Origin of the sequence: Kitasatospora sp. NPDC088346 (assembly GCF_044740765.1) — a bacterium.
Classification (GTDB): Bacteria; Actinomycetota; Actinomycetes; order Streptomycetales; family Streptomycetaceae; genus Kitasatospora.
On sequence record NZ_JBIURH010000001.1, the window covers coordinates 380683 to 397004 of the forward strand.

At 74.6% G+C, this 16322-nt stretch carries 17 protein-coding genes; 6 read left to right on the plus strand and 11 right to left on the minus strand.

All coding sequences use genetic code 11. From position 1 onward, the window contains the following. Positions 1 to 24: 24 nt before the first annotated feature. The 3 genes from ACIOFR_RS01715 to ACIOFR_RS01725 form a co-directional block, all read right to left on the minus strand. On the minus strand, positions 25 to 1332 hold the full coding sequence (locus ACIOFR_RS01715; RefSeq protein ID WP_400991624.1) for an ion channel protein: 1308 nt from the start codon (positions 1330 to 1332) through the stop codon (positions 25 to 27). Between the two features lie 34 nt (positions 1333 to 1366). Next, positions 1367 to 1807 carry a hypothetical protein gene (locus ACIOFR_RS01720; RefSeq protein WP_400991625.1) on the minus strand — a complete coding sequence of 147 codons (441 nt, stop codon included), beginning with the start codon at positions 1805 to 1807 and terminating at the stop codon, positions 1367 to 1369. A 118-nt stretch (positions 1808 to 1925) separates the two neighbouring features. Next, complete coding sequence (locus ACIOFR_RS01725) at positions 1926 to 2324, minus strand: ACT domain-containing protein (protein ID WP_400991626.1); 399 nt, start codon at positions 2322 to 2324, stop codon at positions 1926 to 1928. Positions 2325 to 2508: 184 nt separating this feature from the next. On the opposite strand from ACIOFR_RS01725, the gene ACIOFR_RS01730 reads away from it, so the two are divergent. Next, complete coding sequence (locus ACIOFR_RS01730) at positions 2509 to 3156, plus strand: PadR family transcriptional regulator (protein WP_400991627.1); 648 nt, start codon at positions 2509 to 2511, stop codon at positions 3154 to 3156. Positions 3157 to 3232: 76 nt separating this feature from the next. On the opposite strand, the gene ACIOFR_RS01735 is transcribed toward ACIOFR_RS01730, so the two are convergent. Beyond that, on the minus strand, positions 3233 to 3517 hold the full coding sequence (locus ACIOFR_RS01735) for a hypothetical protein (RefSeq protein WP_400991628.1): 285 nt from the start codon (positions 3515 to 3517) through the stop codon (positions 3233 to 3235). A 396-nt stretch (positions 3518 to 3913) separates the two neighbouring features. On the opposite strand from ACIOFR_RS01735, the gene ACIOFR_RS01740 reads away from it, so the two are divergent. After that, the gene (locus tag ACIOFR_RS01740) at positions 3914 to 4612 is read left to right on the plus strand and encodes a bifunctional DNA primase/polymerase (protein WP_400991629.1); all 699 of its coding nucleotides are present in this window, start codon (positions 3914 to 3916) and stop codon (positions 4610 to 4612) included. Between the two features lie 83 nt (positions 4613 to 4695). Here ACIOFR_RS01740 and map read toward each other — a convergent pair whose 3' ends face one another. Further along, positions 4696 to 5541, minus strand: a complete 846-nt coding sequence (map, locus tag ACIOFR_RS01745; RefSeq protein ID WP_400991630.1) for a type I methionyl aminopeptidase — start codon at positions 5539 to 5541, stop codon at positions 4696 to 4698. 130 nt (positions 5542 to 5671) lie between these two features. Here map and ACIOFR_RS01750 point away from each other — a divergent pair, with 130 nt between their 5' ends. Next, entirely contained in the window at positions 5672 to 5902 is a 231-nt protein-coding gene (locus ACIOFR_RS01750; protein ID WP_400991631.1) for a hypothetical protein, read from the plus strand. Positions 5903 to 5947: 45 nt separating this feature from the next. Here the strand turns inward: ACIOFR_RS01750 and ACIOFR_RS01755 are convergent, their stop codons facing one another. Beyond that, entirely contained in the window at positions 5948 to 7264 is a 1317-nt protein-coding gene (locus tag ACIOFR_RS01755; protein WP_400991632.1) for an MFS transporter, read from the minus strand. Between the two features lie 42 nt (positions 7265 to 7306). Further along, positions 7307 to 7888 (minus strand): hypothetical protein, encoded by a 582-nt coding sequence (locus ACIOFR_RS01760; protein ID WP_400991633.1) that lies wholly within the window; start codon positions 7886 to 7888, stop codon positions 7307 to 7309. 47 nt (positions 7889 to 7935) lie between these two features. Between ACIOFR_RS01760 and npdG the strand changes: the two genes are divergently transcribed. Then, positions 7936 to 8640 (plus strand): NADPH-dependent F420 reductase, encoded by a 705-nt coding sequence (gene npdG / locus ACIOFR_RS01765; protein WP_400991634.1) that lies wholly within the window; start codon positions 7936 to 7938, stop codon positions 8638 to 8640. A gap of 144 nt (positions 8641 to 8784) precedes the next feature. Further along, a complete protein-coding gene (locus tag ACIOFR_RS01770) occupies positions 8785 to 8976 on the plus strand; it encodes a hypothetical protein (protein WP_400991635.1) in 192 nt (63 codons plus the stop codon). Positions 8977 to 9049: 73 nt separating this feature from the next. Here the strand turns inward: ACIOFR_RS01770 and ACIOFR_RS01775 are convergent, their stop codons facing one another. Further along, complete coding sequence (locus tag ACIOFR_RS01775; RefSeq protein WP_400991636.1) at positions 9050 to 9859, minus strand: site-2 protease family protein; 810 nt, start codon at positions 9857 to 9859, stop codon at positions 9050 to 9052. 184 nt (positions 9860 to 10043) lie between these two features. Here ACIOFR_RS01775 and ACIOFR_RS01780 point away from each other — a divergent pair, with 184 nt between their 5' ends. Further along, complete coding sequence (locus tag ACIOFR_RS01780; protein WP_400991637.1) at positions 10044 to 13406, plus strand: ATP-binding protein; 3363 nt, start codon at positions 10044 to 10046, stop codon at positions 13404 to 13406. A 30-nt stretch (positions 13407 to 13436) separates the two neighbouring features. On the opposite strand, the gene ACIOFR_RS01785 is transcribed toward ACIOFR_RS01780, so the two are convergent. From ACIOFR_RS01785 to panB, 3 genes are all read right to left on the minus strand, one after another. Then, complete coding sequence (locus ACIOFR_RS01785; protein ID WP_400991638.1) at positions 13437 to 14246, minus strand: ABC transporter permease; 810 nt, start codon at positions 14244 to 14246, stop codon at positions 13437 to 13439. Next, the gene (locus ACIOFR_RS01790) at positions 14243 to 15259 is read right to left on the minus strand and encodes an ATP-binding cassette domain-containing protein (protein ID WP_400991639.1); all 1017 of its coding nucleotides are present in this window, start codon (positions 15257 to 15259) and stop codon (positions 14243 to 14245) included. The genes ACIOFR_RS01785 and ACIOFR_RS01790 overlap by 4 nt, the downstream gene beginning before the upstream one ends. A gap of 108 nt (positions 15260 to 15367) precedes the next feature. Further along, the gene (gene panB, locus ACIOFR_RS01795) at positions 15368 to 16246 is read right to left on the minus strand and encodes a 3-methyl-2-oxobutanoate hydroxymethyltransferase (RefSeq protein WP_400991640.1); all 879 of its coding nucleotides are present in this window, start codon (positions 16244 to 16246) and stop codon (positions 15368 to 15370) included. Positions 16247 to 16322 lie beyond the last annotated feature (76 nt).

The window sequence follows — 16322 nt, forward strand, 5'->3', positions numbered from 1 at the left end:
CGGCCCTCTGGCCGGGGCCCCGCTTCAGGCCGGGGCCCCGGCCCGGACCAGCATCAGCGGCCGGCCGGTGACGATCAGCCAGGCCGGCAGCGCCGCGACGCACAGGAACGGCAGCAGGTGGCTGTCGGGCACCACCACCGCCGCCGTGAACAGGCTGAGCCAGCCCTGCCGGGTGACGGCGAACAGCACGCCGAGGATCGCGCAGGAGACGGCGAGGGCGACCGGGACGGACGGGACGGCGGCGTGCCCCGCGTACCCGAGTGCCGCGCCGACGAACACCGACGGGAAGATCCGCCCGCCGCGGAACCCGCTGGTGCCGGCCACCAGCAGGGCCGCGACCTTGACCACCGCGAGGCCCAGCAGGGCCCAGACGCTGTACCGGTCGAATTCGGTGCTGAGCTCCTTGAGCTGGTCCAGTCCCTTGAAGAGGGTGAGGTGCCCGCCGAGGGCGCCCAGCAGGCCCAGCAGCACGCCGCCGGTGGTGATCGTCACCACCGGGTTCCGCAGCCGTCCGAACAGCCGGTGCAGCGGGGCGAAGGCGTACACCGCCGCCATGCCGAGCGCGGCCCCGGCGGAGGAGGCCAGCATCGCCCAGCCGAGGTCGACGGTCCGGGCGGCCGGATAGACGGGCAGGTCGACGGCGAACTCGTTGCCGACCAGCAGCAGCGTGGTGAGCGACCCGGCCGACGCGGAGACCAGCGGGGCGAACAGCCGGTCCCACAGGGCGGCGGGGAGGTTCCGCCCGGCGGGCAGCTCGGAGAGGATCAGCGCGGCCCCGATCGCGGTGCCGAACAGCGCGCCGATGGTGCCGGCGGCCGCCAGCGCGACCCACAGCGCGACCGGGCTGCCGGGCAGCAGCCGGCGCCCGGCCCAGTAGGTCAGCGCCACGTTGATCATGACGATCGGGTTCTCCGGCCCCAGGCTCACCCCGCCCGCCAGCGCCAGCATCGTCACCACGGCCAGGCCGGGCAGGACCGCCACCGGCTGCGGCGGGTCGACCAGGCCGAGCGTCGCCGGGTCGGGCCCGCCGTGGCCGGGCAGCTTCCACACCGCCAGGCCGACCAGCAGGCCGGTGCCGGTCAGCACGGTGACGATCCACCAGCGGTCCCAGGGGCCGAAGCCGAGTTGCTGCGGCAGGTAGCTCCACCACAGGTGCTCCAGGCGGGCGGCCAGCCGGCTCAGCCCGATCAGCACCAGGCTCGACCCGGCTCCGACCACGGCCGCCGGGAGCACCAGCGCCAGCAGCCGCCGCGCGGAGACCGCGGGCGGCCGGTCCCCGGCCGGCGGGTCGGCGGGAGGGCCGGCGGGAGGGGTGACGGGCGGCCGGTTCACAGGCGGCCGGTCCCGGCGGCCGCCACGGCCGCGCTCAGGTGAGCGGATCCGCCCGGTAGACGCACAGCGCCCAGATCACGAACACGTCGAGGGTCAGCACCACCAGCGACCACAGCGGGTAGTACGGCAGCGAGAGGAAGCTGCCGAGCATGCTCAGCGACGCGAAGAAGATGCCCGCGTAGCGGGCCCAGGCGGAGGCGCGCAGCAGTCCGAGGCCGGTCAGCAGCACCAGGACGCCGAGGACCAGGTGGATCCAGCCCCAGCTGGTCAGGTCCAGCCGGAACACGTACCGGGGGGTGGAGACGAACACGTCGTCGTCGGCGATGGCCATGATCCCCTGGAAGATCTCCAGGACGCCGTTGACCATCATCACCACCGCGGCGAACAGCACCAGGCCGGTCACCCAGGCGGTGTTCCCGCTCTCCGGAGGCCTGCTCGCCGGTGGCGGAACGGTCGGACCGGTCGCTGTGCTCATGGCTCCTCCTCGCCGTGCCGGACTGTCACCCGACCTTCGGCCCGGCCCGGCCCGGCGTGCAATCGGACGGAGCCGTCCGGGTGACGCCCCCTCGGGTGCGCCGGAGTGCCGCCGCGCCTCAGGGCTGACGGGCCGCCAGCTCCTGGAGGGCGGCCACGGCCCGGTCCGCCTCGTCGGCGCCGACGAAGAGGTGGTCGTGGTGGAAGCCGGCCACCACGTTGCAGCTGATGCCACGGTCGGCGAGGTGGCCGGCCACGGCCGCGGTCAGGCCGACGGCGTTCAGTGCGGAGTGGATCTGCAGGGTGATCCAGGCGGCCAGGTAGTCGTACGGCAGGCCCAGCGCGTCGGCCTCCTCCTGGGCCACCACGACGGTGGGGCCCTCGGCCTCGCTGACCGTGACCACCGGCCGCAGCCCGGCGGGGACCTTGCCGGGGAGGGTGCAGTACACGTAGCGGCCCGGGTTGAGGACCGGGCGCATCCCGCTGAGCAGCTTCTGGAGATCGCGTTCGCCTGCCATGCGGCCACCGTAGTGCGTGCGGCGCGCGCGGCGGCGGACGCGGGACGGGCCGTCCGGGGCGCGCCGCCGGGCGGCAGGGCGAACACCGTTGCCTTCCGACACTCAGCGATATATCGTTGAGTTATCGAGATGCCTCGCTCGGAGGTATCCGGAGTTGGAAGGTGGTGCGCTCATGCGCCCAGGAATGCGGACACGCGGAATGGGCCGCCGGGGACGGCGGCCGGAGTTCGAGGAGTCGTTCGGCGGGGGCTTCGAGGGCCGTCCGGCCTTCGGGCCGTTCGGCGGCCCGGGTGGGCCGGGGCCGTTCGGGCCCGGCCCGTTCGGTCCGGGGCCCGGCTTCGGCGGGCACGGCCGGGGCGGCCACGGCCGCGGTGGCGGCCGGCGCGGCGGCCGGGCGCGGCGCGGGGACGTGCGCGCCTCGCTGCTCGCCCTGCTCACGGAGCGGCCGATGCACGGCTACGAGATGATCACCGAGATCGGTGAGCGGACCGGCGGCGCCTGGCGCCCCAGCCCGGGTTCGGTCTACCCGACCCTCCAGCTGCTGGAGGAGCAGGGCATGATCCAGGCCCGGGAGGTCTCCGGGAAGCGGCTGTTCGACCTGACCGAGACCGGCCGGGCCGAGGCGGAGGCCGGCGACGAGTCGCCCTGGGCCGAGGCGAGCCGGGGGATCGACTGGGAGGCGGTGCAGGAGGTCGGCGAGGCGATGGCCGCCGTCAACCACGCCGTGCGGCAGGTCATGACGACCGGCAGTGACGCCCAGCGGGCCCAGGGCCTGGCGGTGCTCGCCGAGGCCAAGAAGAAGCTCTACCTGATCCTCGCCGAGGAGGGGTGAGCCGGGCCCACGACCGGGCCCCGGCCCCCGGCGAGGCCCCCCGGCGGGACCCGCGGCCGGGCGCCCGCGGTCGGGCCTACGGCCGGGTGCCGGCCGGCCTGCCGGACCACGGCAGCCGGTCTGCCCAGCCGCCCGCCGTCCCGGCGTCGCCCTCCGGGACGTACTCGTAGCGCCAGCGCCAGCGCCCCTTGGGGTCGAACTCCTTGGCCCGGCGGTAGACCAGTACGGTCGCGGGCACGTCGCCGTGCGCGGGCACCGGCACCCGGTAGACCCTGCCGACGTTGTGGAACGGGTTCAGCAGGATCGGCAGCACCCTGCCGTCCAGCGGCCCGCCGAGGAATGCGGTGTCCTTGCTCTTCACGCCGTCCAGAGTACGTGCGGGTCGGGCGGCTCCCGTGCCGGTAAGGAGCGGGCCGTGTGCAGCAGATGTGACCGGCGCAGCACGTCCCCCGGTCATCCGGACGGTCGCGGCACCCTTATCCTGCTCTGTACGCCTCCGGGGTTCACCCGGGTCCGCGGGCCCCGTACGGGCCGGGCCGGGTGCCTGTGCGCCTGCCCGCCGAGCCGCAACTCTCGTTCCTCCGTACCGTGACCCCGGCGTCGGCCGCCCGGCGATCCCGGCACCCGGCCGATGGCGGACGCACCGCGCGGTGGGCGCCCGGGAAGCCTGGGGCGCGATCCGGTGTTGCGTGGGATGTTGCGTCGGTCGTTGTGTCACACCAGGCACAGCAGGTCACGGCAGTGCGGAAGGGGCCCGATGGAAGCCAGCAACAGGTGGACGACCTGGTGGCGGCGTGACCGGCAGCAGGATCGCCAGGTCACGGGTGGGGACGCGGCGACCCGGTTGGATCTGCTGCTGGGGGCGGTGCGGGCGGGCTTCCCGCTGGCACCCGCGGCGCACCCCGCCGGGCACCGGTGCTCCTGCGACCGCGTCGGCTGTCCCGCGCCCGCGCAGCACCCGCTGTCCTTCGCCTGGCAGTCCCAGGCGACCACCGACCCGGAGCAGTTGGCCCGTTGGCTCTCCCGGGACCCGCAGGCGAACTTCATCACCGCCACCGGCCGCACCCACGACGTCCTCGACGTACCGGCCGAGGCCGGCACCCTGGCGCTGGAGCGGCTGGACGAGCTCGGCATCGGCGGCCCGGTCGCCGTGGTCGGCGAGGACCGCTACCTCTTCTTCACCGCCACCCGCGGCACCCCCGCCGACGAGGACGAGTGGTGGACCAGCGCGCTGGACTCCACCCCCGACACCATGTCCGAGCACCCGGGCCTGCGCTGGCACTGCCGCGGCTCGTACACCCTGCTGCCGCCCGCCGCGCTGCTGGACGGCACCCAGGTGCGCTGGGTGCGCGGCCCCGAGCAGCCGCTGCCGGACCCGTTGCGGGTCCTGGACGTGCTCACCGACGCCTGCACCGAGGTCGGCGCGGTCGCCGAGGAGCAGTGGCTGATCGGCTGAGGGCCGCGCACGGGACCGACGAAGGGCCGCCCCCGCGGGGGGCGGCCCTTCGTCGTGCGCCGGGGGCCACGGCAGGCCGTGGGCTACGGGAGGGTGAGGATCTCCGCGCCGTCGGCCGTGACGAGCAGGGTGTGCTCGAACTGGGCGGTGCGCCTGCGGTCCTTGGTGACCACCGTCCAGCCGTCGGCCCAGACCTCGTAGTCGTAGGTGCCCAGGGTCAGCATCGGCTCGATGGTGAAGGTCATGCCGGGCCGGATCACCTCGGTCGCCCGCTCGCTGTCGTAGTGCGGGATGATCAGGCCGGAGTGGAACGAGGTGTTGATCCCGTGGCCGGTGAAGTCGCGGACCACGCCGTAGTCGAAGCGCTTGGCGTAGGACTCGATGACCCGCCCGATGATGTTGACCTGCCGGCCCGGCTTGACGGCCTTGATCGCCCGGTTCAGCGCCTCGCGGGTGCGCTCGACCAGGAGCTTCGACTCCTCGTCGACGGCGCCGCACAGGTAGGTCGCGTTCAGGTCGCCGTGCACCCCGTGGATGAAGGCGGTGGCGTCGATGTTGACGATGTCGCCGTCCTGGAGGACGGTCGAGTCCGGGATGCCGTGGCAGATCACCTCGTTGACGGAGGTGCAGATCGACTTGGGGAAGCCCCGGTAGCCGAGGTCCGAGGGGTAGGCGCCGTGGTCGCACATGTACTCGTGCGCGACGACGTCCAGCGCGTCCGTGGTGACGCCGGGCTCGATCAGCTTGGCGGCCTCCTCCATCGCCCGGGCGGCGATCCGCCCGGCGATCCGCATCTTCTCGACCGTCTCCGCGGTCTGCACCTCCGGGCCGGTGTACGGGGTCGGCGCGGGCCGGCCGACGTACTCCGGGCGCGCGATGTGCGCGGGGACCTTGCGGGTGGGGGACACGATGCCGGGTACCAGAGCCATGACGGCGAGTCTATCGGCCGTACCCGGCCGGTACCCCGGCCGCGTGTGCGGGCCGGGGCGCCGGGAATGATCAGTCGGGACGATCCGACGACGGCCGTCCGGCCGGGACGAGGGAAACGGGAGGCGCACGATGGCGTTGGGATTCGGCCGCAAGGGCTCCGGCAAGCCGGGGGAGTGGTTCTACTGCATCAAGCACCAGAAGGTGGAGGAGGGCCCGGAGTGCCCGGCCAAGGACCGGCTCGGCCCGTACGCCGGCCGCGAGGAGGCCGGGCGCGCGCTGGAGACCGCGGCCGAGCGCAACCGCGAGTGGAAGGACGACCCGCGCTGGCAGGACGACGCACCCGCGGACGGGCCGAGCTGACCCCACCCGGCCGCGCCCGCCGGCGGGCCGGGCCGGCCCCCGGGATCAGGCCGCCGGGACGGCCTGACGGGCCTCGTGCTCGGCCCGCACCGCGGCCGCGTGGGCGTCGGTGCGGTCGTCGTACGCGAGCAGCCGGGGCAGCGCCGCGGTCAGCGCGACCACACCGGCCACACAGGCCAGGCCGCCCAGCCAGATCGAGCCGCGCACCCCGACCAGGCCCGCCATGCCGCCGGCCCGGACCTGGCCGAGCTGCGGGCCGACGGAGTAGCTGAGCAGTTCGACGCCGGCCATCCGGCCGCGCACCGCGTCCGGGATGGACTGGTTCCACATGGTCGAGCGGGCGGTGCCGGAGATCTGGTCGGCGCCGCCGGCCAGGGCCAGGCAGAGCAGCACCAGCCAGATGTTCGGGGCGACCCCGGCCAGCGCCATCGCCGCGCCCCAGCCGAGGGCGGCGAGCACCAGCATCCGGCCGTGCCGGTGGATCCGCGAGGTCCAGCCGCTGGTCGCGGAGACCGCCAGGGCGCCGACCGCGGTCGCGCCGTACATCAGCCCGAGCGCCCAGTCGGCGTGCAGCTCCGAGGCGAAGAACGGGTAGATCGCCACCGGGAAGGCGAACAGCATCGCGCAGGTGTCGATCACGTAGGTGCCCAGCAGGTCCTTGCGGCTCCAGGCGTACTTCACCCCGGTGGCGACGGCCCGTACCGAGGGTTTCTCGGCGCCGGTGGGCGGCGGCACCGCCCGCATCCGCGCGAGCAGCAGCAGCGAGGCGCCGAAGGTGGCCACGTCCAGGGCGAACGCCGTCTGCACGCCGGCGGTGGCCACGATGATGCCGGCCAGGGCCGGGCCGGCCACCGAACCGACGTTGCGGTACAGCGAGTTGAGCGCGAACGCGGCGGTCAGCTGGTCGTGCGCGACGATCCGCGGGGTGAGCGAGTCCAGGGCCGGCCGCTGGAGGCCGTCGACCGCCGCGACCAGGGCGGCGACCAGGTAGATCGGCCACAGCAGCGGGTGCGGCAGCAGGGCGTTCAGCAGGAGCAGTCCGGTCAGCAGGGCCAGTCCGGCCTCGGCGGAGAGCACCAGCTTGCGCCGGTCCATCGCGTCGGCGAGCGCGCCGCCCCACAGCCCGAAGACGATCAGCGGCACCAGTTCGAAGGCGCCGACCAGCCCGACCGCGAACGAGGAGCCGGTGAGCTCCTTGATCTGCAGCGGCACGGCGACGTACGTCAGGAAGCTGCCGAACGAGGTGATGCACCCGGAGCTCCACAGCAGCCGGAAGTCCCGGGAGGAGCGCCAGGGGGTGAGGTCGGGCAGCAGCCCCCGGGCACGGGAGACCCCCGGGGAGGCCTGTTCTGGGGAGGTCACAACCCAAGAGCATCGGCCCCGGTCGGTGCGAGGGCAAACGATTTACCAGTGCAGGGCCGGCGGGGCGGTGATCCGGACCGCCAGCCGCCGCCACCACCGCTGCGGCCGGCGCACCGACCCGGCGGCGCTGCCGACCAGGTGCTGGAGCAGGTCGAAGGGCTCCTCGGTGGCACCCGGGACGGCCAGCCGCTGGTGGGCCAGCGGGCCGAGCTCCTCCTCGCCGCCGTCCAGCGCGAAGACCGCCGCACCGCCGCGCCGGGCGTCCTGGATCCGTTCCAGCAGCCGTTCGTCGGCCGCGTCGGGCGCCACCACCAGCACCGTCGTCCGGCGGGGGCTCTCGGACAGCCGCCGCAGACCGTGCGCCAGGTGGTCCGGCGCGCCCGGCGGCACGACGTGCCGCAGCAGGGTCGGGGCCAGCGCGGCGGCGCCCGACCGCAGGGCCTCGTCACCCAGATGGGCCGCCAGGTGCCAGGGCTCGTACCCGGCCGTACCGACCAGCAGCAGCCCGCGCCCGCCGCGGCCGGTCACCGAACGGTGCAGCTCCCCGCCGAAGTCCCGGGCGGACTCGGGCCAGCCGCTGCCCGCCAACGCCGCTCGGAGTGCTGAAACTCTCAGTGCGTCCATGGGGCACAGCGTGGAGCAGCGGCCCCGGCTTTGGCAGGATCTTCCGCATGACGCACCCCGATTCAGTGAACGCGCCCGCTGCCGCCGCCACCCCCGCGCAGCCCGAGGTATCCGAACTGGTGGTCGGTGTCCTCGGGGGCACCGGCGACCAGGGCCGGGGCCTCGCCTACCGGCTCGCCGCCGCCGGCCAGCAGGTGATCATCGGCTCCCGGACGGCCGACCGGGCCGAGGCCGCCGCCGCCGAGCTGGGCCCGGGCGTCCGCGGCGCGGACAACGCGACCTGCGCGCGGGAGAGCGACATCGTGATCATCGCGGTGCCCTGGGACGGCCACGCCGCCACCCTCACCGCGCTCCGCGCCGAGCTGGCCGGCAAGATCGTCGTCGACTGCGTCAACCCGCTGGGCTTCGACAAGCAGGGCGCCTACGCGCTCAAGCCCGAGGAGGGCAGCGCCGCCCAGCAGGCCGCCGCCCTGCTGCCCGACTCCCGGGTGACGGCCGCCTTCCACCACCTGTCCGCGGTCCTGCTGCAGGACCGCACGGTCGAGCGGATCGACACCGACGTGATGGTGCTCGGCGACGAGCGTGCCGCCACCGACCTGGTACAGGCCCTCGCCGAGCGGATCCCCGGCATGCGCGGCGTCTTCGCCGGGCGGCTGCGCAACGCCCACCAGGTGGAGTCGCTGGTGGCCAACCTGATCTCGGTCAACCGCCGCTACAAGGCCCACGCCGGTCTGCGGGTCACCGACATCTGAGCGCCGGCGGCGGCGCACGCCCGCGCCGCCGCGACCACCCGAAGGGCCCCCTCGGCCGGCCCGGGGCGGCCCTTCGGCGACAATGGGCGGTGACCACCCAGCCCCGGCCGCCGCCGGGGCGCCCCCGGCCAGGAAGCCTCCGCCATGCCCCGCAACGCCCTGCTCGCCTCGATCGTCCTCGTGCTCGCCGTCACGGCGGCCGTCGTCTCCTTCGTGGAGGGCAACTGGTTCGGGGTGGTCTGGGTGCTGATGGCCGGCGTCGCCAGCAACATGGCCTGGTTCTACGTCCGCAAGGACCGGGTCGAGCGCGCCCGCGCCGCCGAGCAGCAGGCCTGAGCGCCGACGGACCGGACGGCCCGCGCCGTCCGTGGGGCCGCCCGCGGGGCCGTCCGCGCCGTGCCGCCGGGGGCTACTTCCAGAACCGGAACAGCACGTCCCCGACGGCCACCACGTAGTCCTGCACCCCGAACAGGCCCATGAACCCCAGCGTCAGGTCGCTCAGCCACTTGCCGGCCTCGGTCTGCCAGATCACCACGAACAGCGCCAGCATCCCGTAGGGGGCGTACGGCTCGACCGCGCGCCTGGTCCGGTACGAGAGCCACGGCTCCAGGATCCCGTAGCCGTCCAGGCCAGGGACCGGCAGGAAGTTCAGGATCGCCGCGGTGATCTGCAGGTACGCCAGGAACGCCAGCGCCGCGGGGAACGGCGACACCGGCAGCTCGTGCCCGTCGAACCGGCTGGGCATCGACGGGTCGTCGAACACGCCCCCGCCCACCAGCACCAGCAGCACCACGCCGAACGCCAGGTTCACCAGCGGGCCGGCGGCGGAGATCAGGCTGTGCTTCAGCCGGCCCTGGATCCGGTGCCGCTCGATGAAGACCGCGCCGCCCGGCAGACCGATCCCGCCCATGATCACGAAGACCACCGGCAGCACGAAGCTCAGCACCGCGTGCGCGTACTTGAACGGGTTGAGGGTCAGGTACCCCTTCGCCCCGATCGTGATGTCGCCGCCGTGCAGCGCGGTGCGCGCGTGCGCGTACTCGTGCAGGCACAGCGAGACCATCCAGCCCGCGACCACGAACAGGAAGACCCCGAAGCGCGCGTTGCCGTAGCCGGTGGCCACCGCCCACGCGGAGGTGCCCAGGATCGCGAGCAGCACCCAGAAGACCGGACTGATCCGGTTCTGCTCGCTGCGGCGGTCGGCGGTGGCGTAGGTCATGGCGGCTGGACTCCGGGGGCCTGGGGGGACGGGCAGAGGGACGATCATGCCGGGTACCGGGCGGGCGGACAACCCTTCCCGACCGCCGACCGGGGCGACGCCCGGTGAACGTTCGGCGGCCCGGAGCCGTTCCGGCGGCGGTAAAGGGCGTACGGCCGCCCGGACGTCCACCAGAATGGTCCCCGTGTACTACGGCATCCTCGGCACCACCACGGCCCACCGCGACGACGGCACCCCGGTCCCGCTCGGCGGTGCCCGGCTGCGCGCCCTGCTGGCGGCCCTGGTGCTGCGCCAGGGCCGGCCCGTCCCGGCCGAGCTGCTGGTCGAGGAGGTCTGGGACGCCGACCCGCCGCAGGACTCCGTCGCCTCGCTGCAGACCCTGGTCGGCCGGCTGCGCCGCACGGTGGGCCGCGCCGAGGTCGGCTCCGGCCCGGCCGGCTACTGGCTGACCGGCGGCACCAGCGACGTCGGCGACTTCCAGCGGCTCGCCGACCAGGGCCGCCGGGCCCTCGCCGGCGGTGAGCACGCCCGCGCCGCCGAGGACCTGCACGCCGCCCTCGCCCTGTGGCGCGGCCCCGCCCTCGCCGACCTGCCCGACCGCGGCGGCCCCGCCGCCCGGCTGGAGGCCCAGCACGACGAGGCCCGCCGGCACCGGATCACCGCCGACCTCGCCCTCGGCCGGGCCGGCCTGCTCACCGCCGAACTGGCCGAACTGTGCGCCCGGCGCCCGCTGGACGAGCAGCTGCACGCCCTGCTGATCCGCGCCCTGCACCACGACGGCCGCACCGCCGAGGCCCTCCAGCAGTACGAGACCGCCCGGCGCACCCTCGCCGACCGGCTCGGCACCGACCCCGGCCGCGCCCTCCAGGACCTGCACCGCCAGCTGCTCGCCCCGGCCGCCCCCGCGGCGGCCGAGCCCCCGGCCGCCCCCGCAGTGACCGAGCCCCCGGCCCCGGCCGGCGTGCCCCGCACCGCCCGCACCGGCGGCAACCTGCGCCCCCGGCTCACCAGCTTCGTCGGCCGCGACCACGACCTGGCCGCCCTCGGCCGGGCGCTGGCCGACGGCCGGCTGACCACCCTCACGGGCCCCGGCGGCTCCGGCAAGACCCGGCTCTCGGTCGAGGCCGGCCGCGCGGCCCAGGCCGACGGCGCCTGGCCGGACGGCGTCTGGCTGGCCGAGCTCGCCCCGTTGGAGGACCCGGCCGCCGTGCCCGGCGCCGTGGTCTCCGCACTCGGCCTGCGCGAGACCGTCCTGCACACCGGCGGCGCCGTCGCCGAGGCGATCGAGACCCGCGATCGAGACCCGCTGCGCCGGATCGTCGACCACTGCGCCCGCCGCCGGATGCTGCTGGTCCTGGACAACTGCGAACACCTCGTCCAGGCCGCCGCCGAGCTCGCCGACCAGCTGCTCGCGGAGTGCCCGGGCCTGACCGTCCTCGCCACCAGCCGCGAGCCGCTCGGCGTCCCCGGCGAGCGGGTGCTGCCGGTCGAACCGCTGCCGGACGCCGCCGCGCTGCGCCTGCTGGCCGAGCGCGGCGCCGCCGCGCGCCCCGGCTTCGACCCGGCCGACGACCCGCAGGCCTGCGCCGAGATCTGCCGCCGGCTGGACGGCCTCCCGCTCGCCATCGAGCTCGCCGCCGCCCGGCTGCGCGGCCTGACCCCCCGCCAGATAGCCGACCGGCTGGACGGCCGCTTCGCCCTGCTCACCGCCGGCTCCCGCACCCTGCTGCCGCGTCAGCAGACCCTGCGCGCGGTCGTCGACTGGAGCTGGGACCTGCTCGACAAACGCGAACGGGCCGTCCTGCGCCGGCTGTCGGTCTTCGCCGGCGGCTGCACCCTGGAGAGCGCCGAACAGGTCCTCGCCGACGACACCGAGGTGCCCGCCGCGGAGATCGCCGACCTGCTGCTCTCCCTGGTCGACAAGTCGCTGGTGGTGGCCGGGCTGGGCGAGGAGCCCCGGTACTGGATGCTGGAGACCATCCACGAGTACGCCGCCGAGCGCCTCGCCGCCTCCGGCGAGGCCGACCGGGTGGCGGACCGCCACACCGCCGCCTACCGCGAGCTCGCCCGCACCGCCGACCGCGGCCTGCGCGGCCCCCGGCAGATCCACCTGCTGGGCGTGCTCGAACGCGAGCAGGACAACATCCGCGCCGCCCTGCGCCGCGCGGTCGACACCCGGGACGAGCCGCAGGCGCTGGTCCTCGCCCTGGCGATGAGCTGGTTCTGGGCGGTGCGCAACTACCGCGAGGAGGCGTACTCCTGGTACGACCAGGTGGCCGCGCTCGGCCCGGACCCGTTCGCCGGGGACGCCCCGGCGCCGGTGCCGCTGGAGGTCGACCCGCTGGAGCTGCCGCTGCCGCTGCCGCAGGTCCAGCTGGAGGAGGCCAGGCGTCAGCTCCACATCCAGCAGCTGGTCGCCCGCTTCACCGGGAACCTCTCGGCGCTCGGCGAGGCGGAGACGGCGGAGCGCGCCAACCGGGTGCTGACCACCTACTCGCCCGAGCTGCCGCAGTCGTACCGCTTCCCGGCGCTGCTGCGGGTGTTCGCCGCCTTCCTGTCGGGCGGCGTCGACCAGCTGGTCGGCCTGCTGGACGACGCCGTGGCGGGGGCCCGCCGGCACGGCCGGCCGACCGACCTGGCCTTCGTGCTGCAGATCCGGGCCCGGCTGCTGAACGACTGGGTGGGCGGCCTGGACCAGGCCGTGCGGGACAGCGAGGAGGCGCTGGCCCTGGCCGTCGAGCTCGGCGACACCTGGGGGATGTCCGAGGCGTACTCCTCGATGGCCGAGAACGTGGCCAAGCGCGGGGACGCCGTCGGTGCGACCGAGGCCTACCGGCGGGCCATCGAACTGGCCGAGGAGCTCGGCGCCCCGCAGGAGGTGCCGCTGCTCCAGGCCCGGCTCGGCGAGGCCCTGTACGAGCTGGACCCGGCGGAGGGCGAGCGGTTGGTGCGGGTCGCCCTGGACGGCATCCTCGTCAGCAAGCACGCCACGGACGGCGCGGCGCTGTACGGGCGGCTGGTGCTGTGCAACATCCACGTCGAGCGGGGGGAGTACGCGCAGGCGGTCGAGCAGCTGGACCTGCTGGTGACGGACCAGGAGAGCTTCGGGCCGATGGCGCCGGAGATCTTCGACGGCATCGTGTCCTGCGTGCGCGGCTGGGTGGTGAGCCGGGCCGGCGACGCCGTGCACGGGATCGAGCTCCTGCGGGAGAGCCGCCGCCGGATCGCCCGGGTCGCGGGCGTGGCCACCGTCTTCGCCGAGCACATGAGCGTGATGCTGCTGCTGCCCGCGTCCGGGATCATGCTCGCGTACGCGGAGCAGCGGGACGAGCCGCGGGCGGCCCGGCGCGGCGCCGTCCTGCTGGGCGCGCACTTCTCCCTGCACGGCGCGCTGGGCTCGGGCCTGGAGCGCACCGAACGGGCGCACGCCGGCGACGGGTTGGCGGCCCTGCTCGGCGAGCAGGAGTACCGGGCGGCGCTCGACGAGGGCGGCCGCCTCACGCTCTCGGAGGCGACCGCCCTGCTCAACGACCACGGGGGCTTCTGACCCCGGGCCGCCGCTACCCGTGTTCGCCGGTCACGTGCGCTTGCGGAACCGGGCGACCGCGAGCGGGGCGGTGACCGCGGTGATCACCGCGGAGGTCACCAGCACCACGGTCACCGAGTGGGCCAGCGGCCCGCCGTTGATCAGGCTCCGGCAGGCGTCGGCCAGGGCCGAGAGCGGGTTGTACTCGGTGAACGCCTGCAGCCAGCCGGGCATGGTGGTGGTCGGCGCGAAGATCGAGCTGCCGAACTGCAGCGGCATGATCACCAGCATGCCGACGCCCTGGACCGCCTGGGCGCTGCGCAGGGCCATGCCCAGCAGCATCGAGATCCAGACGATCGACATGCCGAAGACCAGGGACAGGCCGACCGCGGCCAGCACCTCCAGGAAGCCGGTCTTGATCTGCAGGCCGATCAGCAGCGAGAAGGAGATCAGGATGGTGAAGGCGACCAGCGCCCGGCAGGTCTCCGCCGCGATCTTCGACAGCAGCACCGCCGAGCGCCCGATCGGCAGGGTGCGGAAGCGGTCCATCACACCGGTCTGGAAGTCGCTGTTGAGGCCGGTGCCCACCGACATCGCCAGGTTGAGGCCGGTGGTGCCGAGCAGGCCGGGGATCATCCACTGGATGTAGTCCTGCTGGGTGCCGGCCACCGCGCCGCCGAACACGTAGACGAACAGCACGGTGAAGATGATCGGGATCAGCAGGGCGTCCAGCATGGACTCCGGGTCGGCCTTGATCCGCATCAGGTTGCGCCGGGTCAGGGCCCCGATGTGGCGCACGGTCGCGCGCAGGCCGATCCGGGAGTCGTCGAGGTGGCCGGGGGCCAGGGTCGCGGCGCTCATGCCACGGGCTCCTTCGTGAGGGTCGGGGCGGTGGGCTCGGCGCCGGCCGGCTTGCCGGTGATCGTCAGGAAGACCTCGTCCAGGCTGGGCAGCTTGGTGTCGATGCCGGCGATGGCGAAGCCGCGGCCGCCCAGCACGCCGATCACGGCGGTGAGCTGCTCGTCGCCGGTCAGCGGCACCGAGAGCAGCCCGGTGTCGGCGGAGAAGGTCGCGCCGGTGCCGGCCTCCTGGAGGCAGCGGACCATCTCGGGCAGCTCGGCCGGGTTCACCGGCCGCACCTGGAGGGTCTGACCGCCGACCTGGGTCTTCAGCTCCTCGATCCCGCCGTTGGCGATCACCCGGCCGCGGTCGATGACGGTCAGCTCGTCGGCGAGCTGCTCGGCCTCCTCCATGTACTGGGTGGTCAGCAGCACGGTCGAGCCCTCGCCGACCATCCGCTGCACCTCGTCCCAGACCTCGTTGCGGGTCCGCGGGTCGAGGCCGGTGGTGGGCTCGTCCAGGTACAGCACCCTGGGGCGGCCGATCATGCTGGCGGCCAGGTCGAGGCGCCGGCGCATGCCGCCGGAGTAGGTCTTGGCCGGGCGCTTGGCGGCCTCGGTCAGCGAGAAGCGCTCCAGCAGCTCGGTGGCGCGGGACTTGGCCTCCTTGCCGGGGAGGTCCAGCAGCCGGCCGATCAGGTAGAGGTTCTCGTAGCCGGAGAGCAGCTCGTCGACCGAGGCGTACTGCCCGGTCAGGCCGATGGTGCGGCGCAGCTGCTTCGGCTGGCGCAGCACGTCGTAGCCGCCGACGAAGGCGCTGCCGGCGTCCGGCTTGATCAGTGTGGACAGCACCCGGACCAGGGTGGTCTTGCCGGCGCCGTTCGGGCCGAGCAGGCCGAGCACGGTGCCCTCGCGGACGGTGAGGTCGACGCCGTCGAGCGCCTTGGTCGCGCCGTAGTGCTTCACGATGCCGCGGACCTCGACGGCGTTGGTGCGGCTTCCCCGGTCGTTCGGGGCGGTGGCGATTCCTGTCATGCCATCAGGCTGCCCGGCCCGGCTGTCAGGGCGCTGTCAGGGCGCTGTCGCCGCTGACAGCGCCCTGTCGTCCCGCCGTCGGGCCCGGCGCGTGGCCGGGCCGGACGGTCACTTGAAGGTGTGCTCCGGGGCCGGGAAGGTGCCGGCGGTGACCTCGGCCGCGAACTCGCGGGCGGCGTCGCCGAGGACGGTCCGCAGGTTGGCGTACTGCTTGACGAACTTGGGCACCCGGCCGGCCGTCATGCCGGCCATGTCGGTCCAGACCAGGACCTGGGCGTCCGTCCCGGCGCCGGCGCCGATGCCGACGGTCGGGATCACCAGCTGCTCGGTGACCTGTCCGGCCAGCTCGGCCGGGACGGCCTCCAGCACGACCGCGAAGGCACCGGCCTGCTGGACGGCCTTGGCGTCGCGCAGCAGCTGGTGGGCGGCCTCGTCGCCGCGGCCCTGGACGGGGTAGCCGCCGAGCGCGTGGACGGACTGCGGGGTGAGCCCGATGTGGGCCATCACCGGGATGCCGGCCTCGACCAGCAGCTCGATCGAGCGGGCGCTGCGCTCGCCGCCCTCCAGCTTCACCGCGCCGACCCCGGCCTCCTTCATCAGCCGGGCCGCGTTGTGCATGGCCTGGCCGGGGGACTCCTGGTACGAGCCGAAGGGCATGTCGCCCACGACCATGGCCCGTCCGGTGCCGCGGACCACGGCGGCGGACAGCATCACCATCTGGTCCATGGTCACCGGCACGGTCGTCTCGTAGCCGAGGTGACAGTTGCCGGCCGAGTCGCCGACCAGCAGCACCGGGATGCCCGCCTCGTCGAAGACGCCCGCGGTGAGCGCGTCGTAGGCGGTCAGCATCGACCAGCGCTCGCCGCGCTGCTTGGCGGCGGCCAGGTCGCGGACGGTGACGCGGCGGTTGGTGACACCCCCGTAGAGGGTGTTGCCCTGGGCGGCGGGTGCCTGCGTCGGGGCAGGCGAAAGCGGAGAAGCGTTCATCGAACAGGCTCCTGAAGGGTTGTCGTCTCGTGGCGCCGTGCGGCGTCCCCGGATCTGCTCCCATGCTTGCACGCCC